This is a genomic window from Streptomyces sp. NEAU-YJ-81 (assembly GCF_017592595.1).
Lineage (GTDB): Bacteria > Actinomycetota > Actinomycetes > Streptomycetales > Streptomycetaceae > Streptomyces > Streptomyces hygroscopicus_B.
Genome location: NZ_JAGFNO010000005.1, coordinates 363,649 through 377,212 on the forward strand (window position 1 = coordinate 363,649; position 13,564 = coordinate 377,212).

The window sequence follows — 13,564 nt, forward strand, 5'->3', positions numbered from 1 at the left end:
CCGGAGGGGCGCCCTGGACAGGTGGGTCAGGACGTGCCGGAGGATGTGCCGGGCCGCACCGCCGAGTGGCGTTCACCCGGCGCCGCTCGTGGCGGCGTCGGAGTGGCCGTCTGGGTGTTGCCCATGGACTGCAATGCGGTGGCCACGATGGTCATTTCGGCGACACAGGCCCGCTGGGGGAGGGTGATGGCCGCCAGGCACGCCTCGGCGATGTCCTGTGGCTGGACGAACAGGTCGCGAAGTTCCCGCGGCGGGGGTTCGGGCCGGTCGTCGAGGATCGGGGTGTTCACGATGCCCGGCAGGATGGTGCACACCCGTATGCCGTTGCCGTACTCGTCCCGGCCGGCTCCCCGGGCGAGGCCCAGGAGCCCGGCCTTGGCGGCCTGATAGGCCGGGCCGGTGTGATCGGGCCATGCCCCGGCCACGCTCGACAGGATGACCACGTCGCCGTGGGCCTCGCGGAGCCGGGGGAGCAGGGCGTGCAGCAGGTAGAACGTCCCGCTCAGATTGGTGGCGAGCATGGAGTCCCAGGCCGGGGGAGTCAGCTCGGCCAGGCGCCGCTCGGGGATGTTGGTTCCGGCGGCACACACCAGGGTGTCCACCGGGCCGGACATCTGCTGCGCCCAGTCCCGTACCGCCTCGGGGTCACCGACGTCCACACCGTGGTGGTGCAGACGGTCCGCCACGGGCGCGGCGTCCCGAGCCTGTTCCTCGATCAGATGGCCACGCCGGGCCAGTCCGTGAACGGTCGCGCCCGCCTCGAGGAAGCGCCGTACGATCGCGAGCCCGATTCCGCTGCTCGCTCCGCTGACCACGGCGGTGCGCCCGCTCATGTCTCCGGGCCGGCCGGAAGGGTGGCTGTTCATGGGGTGTCCTCGGCCGCGGGCGGTCAGAAGGTGCCGTCGATCGTGATGCCCCCGTCGACGCGGAGGGTGGCACCGTGCACGAAAGAGGCGTCGGGGGAGAGGAGGAAGGCGATGGAGGTGGCGATCTCGGCGGGCTCGGCCAGCCGCCGCATCGGGGTGCGCCGCACCAGCATCTCCCGGTCGAGCGCTCCCGACTCCAGGCCACTGCGCACCATCTCGGTGGCCACATATCCCGGTGCCACCGTGTTGACCCGGATGCCGGCCGGGCCCCACTCGGCCGCCAGGGTCCGGGTGAGGCCCAGCACTCCGCTCTTTGCGGTGGCGTAGCCGAGCCGGCCGGGGAGCCCGAAGGTCGACCCGACGGAACCGATGTTGACCACACTGGCCCGGCGGCTGCGGGCCAGCAGCGGGTAGGCTCCGCGCGCGCAGTGCATCGCGCCGGTGAGATGGACCGCGAGCTGATGGGCCCACTGCCGGCTGTCGAACTCCTGGGCCGCCTGCCGGAAGATCACCCCCGCGCCGTTGACCAGCGCGTCGAGCCCACCGGCCCGCGTCGTGATGTCCTCGAACATGGCGGTGACACTGGTTTCGTCGGTGACGTCGACGGCGACGGCCAGGTGCCCCCCTGCCACGGGGGACGCCGCGTCGAGGGCCGCGACCTGGTCCTGGGCGGCGTCGCTCTTGAGGTCGGCGACGACGACACGCCAGCCGCGCTCGGCAAGGACCCGGGCCGTGGCGGCCCCGATCCCCTGTGCGGCGCCGGTGATGAGAACGGTGGGGTCAGCCATGGGACTTCTCCGTGGTGGATTCGGTGGGCCGGGCGTCGTGGACGCCCGGTGTGGAGGATCGCTTCAGGGACTCGCGGTAGGGGTCGGGGCTGATCAGCGCCGTGCACACGGTGATCAGCGCCATCGCCGTCATATAGAGGGCGATGAGGTGGTAGCCGTCGCCCGCCTCCAGCAGGGCGGTGGCGATCAGCGGGGACAGGCCGCCGGCGAGGACACTGGCCGCCTGTGAGCCGATCGAGGCGCCGCTGTAGCGGACCTCGGGCTCGAACAGCTCGGCGAAGTAGGCGGATTGCGGTGCGTACACCGCGTGGTTGCCGACGTTGACGCACAGGATCGTGACGAGATAGATGATCGGCAGCGACTCGCTGTCGAGTGCCCAGAAGAAGGGCCAGGACAGGGCGGCGAGCAGGACGGAACCGAAGAGCACGACGGGCCGGCGTCCGACCCGGTCCGACAGCCGTCCCCACAGGGGCAGGCTGATCAGCCCCAGGGCGGCCGTGATGACCACCCCGATGAGCAGGTCGTCGCGTTCCAGCGTGAGCACCGTCGTGCCGTAGGTGAGCACGAAGGTGGTGTGGATGTAGAAGGTGCTGTTCTCGGCGAACCTGATGCCCGCGGCGCGCAGGACGTTCCCGGGCTGGGTGCGGAGCACGGCGATCACCGGCCGTCGCTCGATCCGGCCCTCCTTCTCCATCGCGCGGAACACCGGGGACTCGCTCACCCGGAGCCGGATGACGAGCCCGAGCACGATGAGCACCGCGGAGCCGAGGAAGGGAACGCGCCAGCCCCAGTCCTGGAAGTCGTGGTCGCTCATGTTGCCCGACAGGGCGAAGAAGGCCAGGTTGGCGATGAGCATTCCGGCGGGAACCCCCATCTGCGGCCAGCTGCCGTAGAAGCCACGGCGGTTGGGCGGTGCGTGCTCGACCGCCATCAGGGCCGCCGCGCCCCATTCGCCGCCCACTCCGAATCCCTGGACGACCCGCAGGGCCACCAGGAGCAGGGGCGCGGCGGCACCCCAGGTGGAGTAGCCGGGAAGCAGCCCGATACAGAAGGTGCTGCCGCCCATGAGCAGCAGCGAGAGCACCAGCATGGACTTGCGGCCGATCTTGTCCCCGAAGTGTGCGAAGACGACGCCGCCGATGGGCCGGGCGGCGAACCCCACGGCGTAGGTGCTGAACGCGAGGAGCGTTCCCACCAGGGGCGAGGTGTCGGCGGGGAAGAAGAGCGTGTTGAAGACCAGGGCCGCGGCGATGCCGTAGGTGAAGAAGTCGTACCACTCGATGGCCGTTCCGATCATGGTCGCCCAGGCCACGGTGCGGATGTTGGGTGTGCCGGCGGGGGGACGGGAGGGCCGTGTGATGACGGAGGGAAAATTCATGGCCGGATCCTTCGGGGCGGGGAGAGGAGGGGAGGAGCGGGTGTCCCGCGGCCCGGTGTGTCTCAGTCCGGGAGCAGGGTTTCCTTCAGGACCGGGCTCGGCCGCCGGGCGAGCTCGTCGAGGAGCTCCCCGGCCCGGCCGAGCGGCCGGGAGCGCTTGAGACCGTCGAGGGCCGGGACGAGCCCTTCGGCCAGCAGGCCCATCGCGTGGGTGAAGTCCTCGCGCTGGTACATCTGGACGCCGATGAGCTCGCGTTCGCCGCGCTGGAGCACCACTCCGCCGATGGTCAGTTCGGCGGGGCTGATGCCCACCAGGACGGTTCGGCCGCCACGGCAGGTCGCCGTCAGCGCCTGCGTGGTGGTGGCCTGCGCACCGACGCAGTCGAACACCACGTCCGCCCCCTCGGAACGGATGTGGTCCCCGGTCGCGAGAAGTGGCTGGGCGGCCGTCGTCCGCACGTGGTGCGGCACCCCGAGCCGGTGGGCGAGGTCCAGCCGCAGCGGGTCCCGGTCGGTCACCACCACATGGCCGACGCCCCGGGCGGCGAGCACGAGCGAGCAGAAGACGCCGATGGGCCCCGCACCGATCACCAGGACCTGATCACCGGCGTCGACGCGGGCCCGGCCGACCGCGTGCACGGCCACCGTCAGCGGTTCGATCAGGACCCGCAGTTCCTCGGGCACCCGGGGGTCGATCCGCAGGAGATGGCGTGGCGGGACGGTCAGGAACCGGGCCATGGCGCCGTCGATCTGGCCGCCGACGAACCGCATCCGCGCACACAGCTGCTCACGCCCTCGCGCGCAGTTGTGGCAGGTGCCGCAGCCGGCCGGGGGAACGATGACCACGGGGGTGCCGGGGACGAGCGGTGCGGCGCCGGTGGCGTCGGAGGCCACGGCGTGTTCTTCGACGGTTCCCCACGCCTCGTGCCCGAGGACCAACGGGGGTTTGAGCACGGCGTGCTCGCCCGACCACATCTTCAGGTCGCTGCCGCACACGCCGACTTCGCGGACCCGGACACGGACCTCGCCGGGTGGCGGGGGACCGGTGAGGTCCCGCTCGACGAGGGCGACCCGCCGGGGCGCGGTGACACGGATCTGACGCTGGTGGATGGCCGGGGCCCGCGACTCCTTCTCGGTCACGGGCGCGGAGTGGTCGGGGAGGGTCATCGCATCTCCTTGGCTCTGGCGAAAGCCCACCTCGGTGGTGGTGTGACGGCGACCACCGAGACATTCTCATGGCATGGACGACGTGTCCAGTGAGTGGTAACTTCCGATGTCGATGGTGACGCGGACCAGACCCGGCCGTGCCACCGATCGGGCTCACCGACTGGGCTCACCGACTGGGAGAGACACCGAATGACTGCACAGACGCCGGCCGAGCCGGCGGACAGCGAACTGATCAAGCACATCGAGGAACGGGCCCTGTTCGCCCGCCTGGAAACCGTGCGGCTGATCTCGATCGCCAAGACCGGCCACTACGCGTCCGGATTCTCCTGCGCCGAGATCCTGGCCACCCTCTACTACGGGGTGATGCGGCTGCGTCGCGGCGAACCGGACTGGCCCGACCGCGACCGCTTCCTCTTCGGCAAGGGCCACGCGGCGGCCACGCTGTATCCGCTGCTGGCCGACTGGGACTTCTTCGACGCGGCCGAACTCGACGAGTACACCCGCCTGGGGAACGCCTTCGGCGACCACCCGGACATGACCCGCATCCCCGGGATCGACTTCAGCTCCGGGTCGCTCGGCCACGCCCTGTCCGCCGGGACCGGCATGGCGCTGGGCGGCCGCCTCCAGCGGCGCCCGTACACCACGTTCGTCCTGCTCGGCGACGGAGAGCTGCACGAGGGACAGGTCTGGGAAGCGGCCCTGGGCGCCGCACACCACCGGCTGGGACGGCTGGTCGCCATCGTCGACCGCAACGACCACTCACTCGACGGCCGCATCGACGGCGTGACCGGGATCGAACCACTGCTGGACAAGTGGCAGGCGTTCGGATGGCAGGCGCACGAGGTCGACGGACACGACGTCCCGGCCCTGCTGACCCTGCTGCGCTCGCTCGCCGAGGACACCGGCCGCGACCGTCCGGCCGTGGTCGTCGCCAACACCGTCAAGGGAAAGGGGATCTCCTACATGGAGTCCGAGTTCGGATGGCATCTCGGCTGGCTGGCCGAGCAGGACGAGGCCAACGCCCTGGCCGAACTGCGGGGGACACGGTGAGCGTCGCGCCCGGTCTGCAGCCGGAATCCTGGCATCTGCTGAGCCTGCTGGAACAGGCTCCGGGCCTTCAGGCCCTCGGCGACACCCTCGCCGACCTCGCCGACGAGGGCCATCCCGTCGTCGTCGGCACCGCCGACCTGAAGTACTCCAACGGACTGGTGCGCTTCCAGGACCGACACCCGGACAAGTACCTCCAGTTCGGGATCTCCGAGCAGCACATGGTGTCCACCGCGGCGGGCCTGGCCACCACCGGCCTGCGGCCCTACGTCGCCACCTTCGCGTCCTTCATGGCGCTGCTGGCCTGCGAACAGATCCGCACCGACGTCGCCTACACCCGCCAGCCCGTCCGGCTGATCGGCCACCACGCGGGCATCACCCTGGGCTTCTACGGGACCTCCCACCACGCGACCGAGGACCTCGCCATCACCCGGAGCATCGCCGGGCTCACCGTGATCGCACCGGCCGACACCGCGGCCCTGGCCGCGGCGCTGCGCGCCTCGGTGGACCACCCGGGACCGGTCTACTTCCGTATCGGCCGTGGCCGGGACCCGGACGTCTACCCGGCCGGCACCACCCTGGAGATCGGAAAAGCGGTCGAGCACGGCACCGGAAGCGACCTCACGCTCATCGCCACCGGCTCCATGGTCCACCCCGCCCTGGAGGCCGCGGCGGCGCTCACCGCGGACGGGTACAGCGTCGGGGTGCTCGACATGCACACCGTCAAACCGCTGGACGAGGCGGCGGTGCTCAAGGCCGCGCGAGGTTCCCGGCTGCTGATGACGGTGGAGGAACACAATGTGCTCGGCGGCCTCGGCGGCGCCGTGGCCGAGCTGATCAGCGAGCACGGCGTGCCGGTCCGGCTGCACCGCCACGGGATCCGGGACCAGTACAGCCTCATCGGCCCGCCCACGCATCTGTACCGGCACTACCGGCTGGACGCCGCCGGAGTCGAGGCCGAGGCCCGTGATCTGCTGCTCGCCGGGGGCAGTTGACCCTGCAAGGGGACCGGTCGCCCGCACGTCACCTGCCCGCCCCGCCGCAAACGCCGGGGCGGGCATGCGGCATTGCCGGGTCAGCCGAAGTCGGCGACGGCTCCGGCCACCGCCTTCCAGCCCAGCGCCCGCGAAACCTCCTGGCCGGCCTCGACCAACCGCTCACGCAGACCGGCCGTGTCCGCGCCGAGGATCGCCTCCCGTACCCCGCTGATGGACAGCGCGGCACGCACCTGCCCCCGGTAGTCCAGGATCGGCACGCCGAGCGCGGCCACGCCGATGGTGACGTCCTGGTCGCTGACCGAGATTCCGGCGTCGAGGGTCTCCTCCAGCACCGGCACCAGCGCGTCCGCCGTGACCGGGGTGGACGGGGTGAACTGCTCCAAGGGCCCCTGTTCGAGGTAGTCCGGCCAGGTGGAGCGGTCCTGGAAGGCCAGCAGGACACGCGAGGCCGCCCCGGCGTGCAGCGGCAGCGCACCGCCGAGCTTCAGGGCGAGGGACTGGACCCGCCGGCCGTCCAGCCGCTCGATGCACACCGCCTCACGGCCGCGCCGGACGCACAGATACACCGTCTCGCCGGTCTCGTCGTGGAGCCGCTCCATCACCGGCTGCGCGAAGCGCCGCTCGTCGAACCGCTCCACCACGGCGGTGCCGAGGCTGAGCAGATGGAAGCCCAGACGGAAGGTGCCGCGCCGGCTGCCACCCTCCACCATGTCGAGGTGCTGGAGGCTCGACAGCAGCCGGTAGACCGAGCTACGGGGCTCGCCCAGCTCCTCGGCGAGTTGGGCGGCCGTCGCCTCTCCTCGCGCCGCGAGCAGATCGAGGACCTCAACGGACTTGCGGACGAGAGCCAGACCACCATCATGCGCCACGCGGGCAAAGATATCACTCAGCGGACAAACGGTCTACTGGTCAGTAATCAATGGGGGAGGTGGTGCGGGGTGCCGGGATCCGGTCGTCGCGCACGCGGCGCCGGAACCAGATGACCTTTCCGGTCGTGGTGACGCGGGCGCCGAAGGCATCGGCGAGCGCGGCGACGAGGAACAGCCCGCGGCCGTTCTCGGCGTCGGGGTCGCTGTGGCGCAGCCGGGGCGCCTCCTGGCAGCCGTCCCCGACCTTGCAGATCACGCAGCATCCGCGGCGCAGCCGCAGCCGCAGCCACACGGGGCCGGTGGCGTGCTCGATCGCATTGGTCACCAGCTCGTCCACCATGAGGACGATGTCGTCGGCGGTGGTGTCGGGCACCCCCCAGCCGCGCAGCGCGCCGGTGGTGGCGCGGCGGGCCCGACCCACGGCGGCCGGATCGGTGGCCAGCCGCAGGGCCAGCTCCTGCGGGGTGGGATGGATATCGGGTGAGCCCGTCCGTCGACGCGGCTGTGGGTCGTTGGGGAGCGAGGGGGGCATGGTGGCGACCGCCCCGGCTGGGTTCACTGTCATTTCCGTACTCCTTTCCGGACTCCTTGTGGTCCGGAAGGGTTCGTGGCCCATCCCGTCATGGAGGGGCTTCACCTCCTAGAGTCGCAGTGATTTCTGCCACAGTCAAGATCATTCGAAGAAATTTCCACTTCCCTGGTACTTCCCCGAAATCAAGGGGTGCGGGTCATGTCGATCATGTGTCGTAGAAATTTCTTCGAGATGCATTGACAGGTCTCGAAACCTCTGCGACGTTGTGGATCGAGCCGCTGAACACGTCGAACCGGCCCTCCCTCAGCCCGAATCAGGGCGAACCTCAGCCCGATCAGGGCGCAGCCGACAGATGAACGCGTCGGCACCGGCAGTCCCCCGCTGGAGCGCGAACCGGCACCCGGCGGGCGGCGAACTCCCCCCAGCCACCCCCCGCACATCGAGAAAAGGCAATCTCATGGCACATCGGGTCAAGCTGCGCCACAGAGCGCTCGCGGTCTCGTCCGCGGGAATCGGTCTCACCCTGCTGCTCACCTCATGCGGGAACGGCATCGGCGGCCAGGGCGACGACAAGCCGATCGTCGGGCTCGTCACCAAGACCGACGACAATCCGTTCTATGTGAAGATGCGCGAAGGCGCTCAGAAGAAGGCCCGCGAACTCGGCGTGGAACTGAGGACCTTCGCCGGCAAGGGCCAGGCCGACAACGACTCCCAGGTCAAGGCCATCGAGAACCTTGTGGCCGCGGGCGCGAAGGGCATTCTGATCACCCCGGCCGACTCCGGCGCGATCATCCCCGCCATCGACCGGGCCCGGAAGGCCGGCGTCATGGTCATCGCCCTGGACTCGCCGACGGAGCCGGCGTCCGCCGTTGACGCCACCTTCGCCACCGACAACCGGCTCGCCGGCCGGATGATCGGCAAGTGGGCCAAGGGGCGGATGGCGGGCCAACGGCCGCGGATCGCCCTGCTGGACCTCAGCTCGGAGCAGGTCAAGGTGGACATCCTGCGTAACCAGGGCTTCCTGGAGGGCTTTGGAATCGATGTCCGCGATCCGAAGCGGATCGGCGACGAGCGCGACTCCCGGATCGTCGGTCGTGAGGTGACCGGCGCGAACGAGGAGGGCGGACGCGACGCCATGGAGAAGCTGCTGCAGAAGAACGGGTCCATCAACCTCGTCTACACCATCAACGAACCCGCCGCCGCCGGTGCTTACCAGGCGATCAAGTCGGCCGGCAAGCAGAAGGACATCACCATCGTGTCCATCGACGGCGGCTGTCCCGGCGTCAAGAACGTGGCCTCCGGCGCCATCGGTGCGACGTCGATGCAGTTCCCCGTGAAGATGGCCGCCGAGGGCGTCGCCGCCGCGGCCGCGCACGCCAAGGACGGCGACAAGCCCTCCGCCTCCTCCGGACAGGGCTTCACCAACACCGGAGTCTCCCTCATCACGGACACCCCCGTATCCGGTCTGGAATCGAAGAAGTCGGACTGGGGCCTGCGCCACTGCTGGGGCTAGTCCCGGCAGCCATCCGACACACCCACCCTTCCGCACCGATTCCAGGAGTTGACCGTGGCCCATGACACCGTCCCCCAACACGCCGCAGACCCACCCACCACGCGGCCGGAGCAGCGCGGACCGCTCGCCCGCGGACAGGCGGCCCTGCACACCAAGCCGCTGCTCGGCCCGCTCGTCGTCCTCCTCCTCGCTTCGCTGTTCTTCAGCGTGTGGGTGGGGTCCCGGTTCAGCGATCCGCTCAACATCTCGCTGATCGTCCAGCAGGTGCAGATCATCGGCATGGTCGGCATCGCACAGACGCTGATCGTGCTGACCGCGGGCATCGATCTGTCGGTGGGCGCCATCACCGTGCTCGCCTCCGTGGTGATGGGCAAGGCGGCGGTGGACCACGGTCTGCCCGTGCCGCTGGCCCTGTTGCTCGGCGTCGTCATCGGCGGTGTCTGCGGCGGACTCAACGGTGTGCTGGTCACCCGGTTCCGCATTCCGCCGTTCATCGCCACGCTCGGCACCCTCAGCGTCTTCTCGGCCCTCACCCTCTTCTACTCGCGGAGCGAGACGATCCGGGCTCAGGACGTGCCGCCCCTGCTGAGCTGGCCGGGCCGCTCCATCGACGTCCTGGGCACCGACGTGACCTACAGCTCGCTGCTGATGATCGGCGCTTTCGCCGCCGTGGCCTATCTGCTGCGGGGCACCGCGTGGGGCGCCCATCTGCACGCGGTGGGAGACAACCGCGAAGGGGCCCGTCTCAGCGGGATCCGCACCGGCCGGGTGCTGCTCAGCGTGTATGTCGTGGCCGGGGTGATCTGCGGTCTCGCCGCGTGGTTCCTCATCGGACGGATCGGCTCGGTCAGCCCGCAGGCCGGCGAGAACCTCAACCTCCAGTCCATCACCGCCGTCGTCATCGGCGGCACCAGCCTCTTCGGCGGCCGTGGCCACGTCCTCGGCACCCTCCTCGGGTCCCTCATCGTGGGCGTGTTCAGCAGTGGGCTCGCCCTGTCCGGAGTGGACGCCCTGTGGCAGGTCTTCACCGTCGGTGTCCTGGTGATCGTGGCCGTCGCCGCCGACCAGTGGATCCGGAAGGTGGCGGCATGAAGCCCGGGAACACCAGCACCGATGTGCTCGCCCTGGAGGCGCGCGGCCTGGTCAAGCGCTACGGACACGTCACCGCCCTCGGCGGGGCCGATGTCGAGCTGCGCGCCGGCGAGGTCCTCGCGGTCATCGGCGACAACGGCGCCGGCAAGTCGACGCTCATCAAGTGCCTCTCCGGGGCGGAGGTCCCCGACGCCGGGGAGATCCGCCTCTTCGGGGAACGGGTGCGGTTCCGCAACCCGCTGGACGCGCGGGACCATGGACTGGAGACCGTCTACCAGAATCTGGCCGTAGCTCCCTCCCGGGACATCCCCGCCAACCTCTTCCTGGGCCGTGAGCGCCGCAGGTCCGGCCCGCTCGGCAGCGTCTTCCGCCTGCTGGACAAGAAGGGGATGCGGGAGGAGACCCGGAAACTGCTCACCTCCCTCGGGCTGCTGACCATCCAGAATTTCTCCCAGCCGGTGGAAACGCTCTCCGGCGGGCAGCGCCAGGGCGTCGCGGTCGCACGCGCCGCCTGCTTCGGCAGCCGGGTGATCATCATGGACGAGCCGACGGCGGCGCTCGGAGTGCGGGAGTCGCAGCGGGTGCTCGACCTCATCCGCGAAATCCGCGACCGGGGTGTGCCGGTGATCCTGATCAGCCACGACATGCCCCATGTCTTCGACGTCGCCGACCGCATCCATGTCCAGCGGCTGGGCCGGCGTGTCGCCCTGGTGCGCACCTCCGACATCTCGATGCCCGACGCCGTCGCGCTGATGACCGGAGCGCTGGACCCGGCGGAGCTCGACGGCAGATCCCCCGCGGGCAACCCATGACCGCGCACAGCGACCACACCCTTACGTATCGGGAGCACGCATGAACGTCATCCGGCCCGCCGTGTGCCGTGTGTCCGGCGCATCCCTCACCGGCAGCTTCGCCGCCCCCGAGGAGGCCGGGCCCGACGAGGTGACGCTGTGGTGGCTCGGCCAGGCCGGATTCGCCCTGCGCCACCGTGGTCGGCTGATCCTGATAGACCCGTACCTCTCGGACACCCTCGCCGAGAAGTACCGCGGCACGCTCTTCCCGCACCGCCGGATGCACCCCGTCCCGGTGGCGCCGGAGGCCATCCGCGGGGTCGACGCGGTGCTGTGCACCCACGGACACACCGACCACATGGACCCGGGCACCATCCGCGCCCTGCTCCCGCACAACGACCCACGCTTCGTGGTCCCGCGCGCCGAGCGGGAACGGGCCCTGGAGCGTGGCGTTCCCGCGAGCCGCCTGACCGGCACCACCGCGGGCGAGCGCGTGGAACTGGGGGACGGCATCACCGTCGAACCGGTCCCCGCCGCCCATGAACGGCTCGAACAGGACGAGAACGGAGACCACCGCTTCCTCGGATACGTGCTCACGGTCGGCGGTGTCCGCGTCTACCACTCCGGCGACTGCGTCCCCTACGACGGACAGGCCGAACTGCTCCGCACACTCCGCGCCGATGTGGCGCTGCTGCCCGTCAACGGGCGCGACCGCCACCGCACCGACAACGGCGTCCCCGGCAACTTCACCGTCCGGGAAGCGGCCGAGCTATGCGAGGCGGCCGGGATCCCGCGGCTGCTCTGCCACCACTTCGGCCTGTTCGACTTCAACACCGTCGACCCCGAGGACACCCGCGACGAACTGCGGCGCCGTGTCACGCGCCACGCCACGCCACTGTCCTGGACCGTGCCGCGGGTGGGCGACGCCTACGTCCTCACCTTGGGCGACACCACCGCGAAAGAGGACCGATGAACCCCAGCGAACTCCTCAGCGAGCTGCGCCGCGTCCGGGTCGTCCCGGTCGTCACCCTGCCCCACGTACGCCACGCCGACCCGCTCGGCGAGACACTCCTCGGGGCGGGACTGCCGGTCGCCGAGATCACCTTCCGCAGCCCGGCCGCCCGGGACGGGATCGCCACGCTGCGGGCCCGCCACCCCGAGCTGCTGGTCGGCGCAGGTACGGTCCTGGACCGCGCGACGGTGGACCACGCCATCGACGCGGGAGCCCAGTTCGTGGTCGCGCCGGGCTTCAGCCCGGACGTCGTGGACCACTGCCTGGAGCGGGAGATCCCCGTCGTCCCCGGCATCAACAGCCCCACCGGTATCGAGGCGGCCCTGGCCAGGGGACTGCCCCTGGTGAAGTACTTCCCGGCCGAGGCGTCGGGCGGACTGCGGCTGCTGGACGCCATGGCGGCTCCGTACGACGGGATGGCGTTCATGCCCACGGGCGGCCTGACACCGGACAACCTCCCCGACTATCTGAGCCGCCCGCACGTGGCCGCCTGCGGTGGCACCTGGATCGCCAGTACGGCGCTGCTGGCCGAGGGCGCCTACGAGGCCATCGGGCGCAACGCCCGCCGCGCGGTCGAGATCGCAGCCGCGGCCACCCCTTAAAACCACTCTCCGCCGCGCCCCGAGCGCGCGCCACGGAACACCCACCCACCACACCCCAAAGGGACAGCATGACCACCACCTATGAACCCGCTCCCGGCACGGCGCTGGAAGGCAAGGTCGCCATCATCACCGGTGGCGCCTCCGGCATCGGCGAGGCCGTCGGCCGGATCTTCGCGGCCAATCGGGCCAAGGTCCTCCTGGTCGACACCGACGGCAAACGACTCCAGCAGGTCGTCACCTCCATCCAGTCCCAGGGCGGCAGCTGCGTGGGCGTCGAAGCCGACGTCACCGAGGAAGACCAGGTCCAGAGCTTCTTCCGGACCGCCGTGGACGAGTGGGGGCGGGTCGATCTGCTCGTCAACAGCGCGGGCCGCGACTCGCTTTCACCCCCGGTGACCGAGGTGACGCTGGATGAGTGGAACAAGACCATCGGCCCCAATCTGACCGCGGTCTTCCTGTGCTGCCGCGAGGCGTTCCGCATCATGGAGCAGCAGCCCACCGGCGGGCGCATCATCAATATGGGGTCGTCCTCGGCCCGGTTGGCCTCCGGCCCCGGCCACAGCCCCTACCGCGCCTCCAAGCACGGGATGATGGGATTCAGCAAGAACATTCTCCTTGAGGGCAAGGAGAAGAACATCGGTGTGACGGTGATCAATCCGTCCCACGTCAAGACCCCGATGACCGAGATCATCGACAAGGGCCTGTACGACGGCGACATCCCCGCCTACCTCGACGGCTGGCTGGACGACAAGGAACTCGCCGAGGGCATCCACGCCAGCTGCATCGACGTGGACAATGTCGCCGAGGTCTCGCTCTACGTGGCCACGCGCACGCCCGACGTCACCATCCCCCAGATCGCGCTCTACCCGACGCACAAGGCACACCGTTACGGCATGGAAGTCTGAGGCGG

14 protein-coding genes are annotated in these 13,564 nt (G+C 70.3%); 8 read left to right on the forward strand and 6 right to left on the reverse strand.

Annotation, left to right across the window (positions count from 1 at the left end; genetic code table 11):
- Nucleotides 1-26: 26 nt before the first annotated feature.
- The 4 genes from J5X86_RS15250 to J5X86_RS15265 all read right to left on the reverse strand — a co-directional run bounded on the left by J5X86_RS15250 (nucleotide 27) and on the right by J5X86_RS15265 (nucleotide 4,198).
- Entirely contained in the window at nucleotides 27-866 is an 840-nt protein-coding gene (locus J5X86_RS15250) for an SDR family oxidoreductase (protein WP_208517331.1), read from the reverse strand.
- Between the two features lie 23 nt (nucleotides 867-889).
- Nucleotides 890-1,654, reverse strand: coding sequence for an SDR family NAD(P)-dependent oxidoreductase (locus J5X86_RS15255; RefSeq protein WP_208517332.1), 765 nt, complete (start codon nucleotides 1,652-1,654; stop codon nucleotides 890-892).
- Nucleotides 1,647-3,032 (reverse strand): MFS transporter, encoded by a 1,386-nt coding sequence (locus J5X86_RS15260; protein ID WP_208517333.1) that lies wholly within the window; start codon nucleotides 3,030-3,032, stop codon nucleotides 1,647-1,649. Before J5X86_RS15260 ends, J5X86_RS15255 begins: the two co-directional genes overlap by 8 nt.
- 62 nt (nucleotides 3,033-3,094) lie before the next feature.
- Nucleotides 3,095-4,198 carry a zinc-binding dehydrogenase gene (locus J5X86_RS15265; RefSeq protein WP_208517334.1) on the reverse strand — a complete coding sequence of 368 codons (1,104 nt, stop codon included), beginning with the start codon at nucleotides 4,196-4,198 and terminating at the stop codon, nucleotides 3,095-3,097.
- Nucleotides 4,199-4,387: 189 nt separating this feature from the next.
- Between J5X86_RS15265 and J5X86_RS15270 the strand changes: the two genes are divergently transcribed.
- Nucleotides 4,388-5,248 (forward strand): transketolase, encoded by an 861-nt coding sequence (locus J5X86_RS15270; RefSeq protein ID WP_208517336.1) that lies wholly within the window; start codon nucleotides 4,388-4,390, stop codon nucleotides 5,246-5,248.
- Entirely contained in the window at nucleotides 5,245-6,240 is a 996-nt protein-coding gene (locus tag J5X86_RS15275; RefSeq protein ID WP_208517337.1) for a transketolase family protein, read from the forward strand. Before J5X86_RS15270 ends, J5X86_RS15275 begins: the two co-directional genes overlap by 4 nt.
- A gap of 80 nt (nucleotides 6,241-6,320) precedes the next feature.
- Here J5X86_RS15275 and J5X86_RS15280 read toward each other — a convergent pair whose 3' ends face one another.
- Both J5X86_RS15280 and J5X86_RS15285 read right to left on the reverse strand, forming a co-directional pair.
- Nucleotides 6,321-7,112, reverse strand: coding sequence for an IclR family transcriptional regulator (locus J5X86_RS15280; RefSeq protein WP_208517338.1), 792 nt, complete (start codon nucleotides 7,110-7,112; stop codon nucleotides 6,321-6,323).
- A gap of 40 nt (nucleotides 7,113-7,152) precedes the next feature.
- Entirely contained in the window at nucleotides 7,153-7,677 is a 525-nt protein-coding gene (locus J5X86_RS15285) for an ATP-binding protein (RefSeq protein WP_208517339.1), read from the reverse strand.
- Between the two features lie 424 nt (nucleotides 7,678-8,101).
- Here J5X86_RS15285 and J5X86_RS15290 point away from each other — a divergent pair, with 424 nt between their 5' ends.
- From J5X86_RS15290 to J5X86_RS15315, 6 genes are all read left to right on the forward strand, one after another.
- The gene (locus tag J5X86_RS15290) at nucleotides 8,102-9,157 is read left to right on the forward strand and encodes a substrate-binding domain-containing protein (protein WP_208517340.1); all 1,056 of its coding nucleotides are present in this window, start codon (nucleotides 8,102-8,104) and stop codon (nucleotides 9,155-9,157) included.
- 54 nt (nucleotides 9,158-9,211) lie between these two features.
- Nucleotides 9,212-10,249 (forward strand): ABC transporter permease, encoded by a 1,038-nt coding sequence (locus J5X86_RS15295; protein WP_208517341.1) that lies wholly within the window; start codon nucleotides 9,212-9,214, stop codon nucleotides 10,247-10,249.
- Nucleotides 10,246-11,061 (forward strand): ATP-binding cassette domain-containing protein, encoded by an 816-nt coding sequence (locus J5X86_RS15300; protein WP_078645374.1) that lies wholly within the window; start codon nucleotides 10,246-10,248, stop codon nucleotides 11,059-11,061. The genes J5X86_RS15295 and J5X86_RS15300 overlap by 4 nt, the downstream gene beginning before the upstream one ends.
- Nucleotides 11,062-11,101: 40 nt before the next feature.
- Entirely contained in the window at nucleotides 11,102-12,013 is a 912-nt protein-coding gene (locus J5X86_RS15305; protein WP_208517342.1) for an MBL fold metallo-hydrolase, read from the forward strand.
- The gene (eda, locus tag J5X86_RS15310; RefSeq protein WP_208517343.1) at nucleotides 12,010-12,654 is read left to right on the forward strand and encodes a bifunctional 4-hydroxy-2-oxoglutarate aldolase/2-dehydro-3-deoxy-phosphogluconate aldolase; all 645 of its coding nucleotides are present in this window, start codon (nucleotides 12,010-12,012) and stop codon (nucleotides 12,652-12,654) included. The genes J5X86_RS15305 and eda overlap by 4 nt, the downstream gene beginning before the upstream one ends.
- 68 nt (nucleotides 12,655-12,722) lie before the next feature.
- Nucleotides 12,723-13,559 carry an SDR family oxidoreductase gene (locus J5X86_RS15315; RefSeq protein WP_208517344.1) on the forward strand — a complete coding sequence of 279 codons (837 nt, stop codon included), beginning with the start codon at nucleotides 12,723-12,725 and terminating at the stop codon, nucleotides 13,557-13,559.
- Nucleotides 13,560-13,564: the final 5 nt, after the last annotated feature.

Excerpts from the sequence above, each read along its gene's own strand:
- J5X86_RS15250 (WP_208517331.1), bottom strand. The coding sequence starts at position 866 with ATGAACAGCCACCCTTCCGGCCGGCCCGGAGACATGAGCGGGCGCACC.
- J5X86_RS15255 (WP_208517332.1), bottom strand. The coding sequence starts at position 1,654 with ATGGCTGACCCCACCGTTCTCATCACCGGCGCCGCACAGGGGATCGGG.
- J5X86_RS15260 (WP_208517333.1), bottom strand. The coding sequence starts at position 3,032 with ATGAATTTTCCCTCCGTCATCACACGGCCCTCCCGTCCCCCCGCCGGC.
- J5X86_RS15265 (WP_208517334.1), bottom strand. The coding sequence starts at position 4,198 with ATGACCCTCCCCGACCACTCCGCGCCCGTGACCGAGAAGGAGTCGCGG.
- J5X86_RS15270 (WP_208517336.1), top strand. The coding sequence starts at position 4,388 with ATGACTGCACAGACGCCGGCCGAGCCGGCGGACAGCGAACTGATCAAG.
- J5X86_RS15285 (WP_208517339.1), bottom strand. The coding sequence starts at position 7,677 with ATGACAGTGAACCCAGCCGGGGCGGTCGCCACCATGCCCCCCTCGCTC.
- J5X86_RS15290 (WP_208517340.1), top strand. The coding sequence starts at position 8,102 with ATGGCACATCGGGTCAAGCTGCGCCACAGAGCGCTCGCGGTCTCGTCC.
- J5X86_RS15300 (WP_078645374.1), top strand. The coding sequence starts at position 10,246 with ATGAAGCCCGGGAACACCAGCACCGATGTGCTCGCCCTGGAGGCGCGC.
- J5X86_RS15305 (WP_208517342.1), top strand. The coding sequence starts at position 11,102 with ATGAACGTCATCCGGCCCGCCGTGTGCCGTGTGTCCGGCGCATCCCTC.
- eda (WP_208517343.1), top strand. The coding sequence starts at position 12,010 with ATGAACCCCAGCGAACTCCTCAGCGAGCTGCGCCGCGTCCGGGTCGTC.
- J5X86_RS15315 (WP_208517344.1), top strand. The coding sequence starts at position 12,723 with ATGACCACCACCTATGAACCCGCTCCCGGCACGGCGCTGGAAGGCAAG.